Genomic DNA, 281 nt, shown 5'->3' on the forward strand with positions numbered 1-281 from the left:
ATGGAGATTACAATTTAGGAGTAACAAGTACATCTCAATCAGGTTTATATAGGTTCGAGTCAAGTTTAGGTTGTATAAAGACATTAAATGTAAACATTGCAGATGATTATTTTTGTGAATTAAACCCATTAACCCAAGAATATAAAATAAATGGCGAATGGCAAAGCGGCGAAGAAGTTATAAATGTTAATCAAGGCGATGAAGTTATATTAAGTGCATTGCCAAATGAAGTAGATGTAACAATTACTTTACCTGATGGGAGTCAAGTAGGAGATAATTAT

Annotated in this window: 1 protein-coding gene; it reads left to right on the top strand. The window is 31.7% G+C overall.

The genetic code is table 11. The features are described 5' to 3' along the window. The coding region (locus LG649_RS16190) for a hypothetical protein (protein WP_226544840.1) at nucleotides 1-281 on the top strand (281 nt) is incomplete at both ends.

The organism is Neotamlana laminarinivorans (assembly GCF_020523925.1).
Taxonomy (GTDB): Bacteria; Bacteroidota; Bacteroidia; order Flavobacteriales; family Flavobacteriaceae; genus Neotamlana; species Neotamlana laminarinivorans.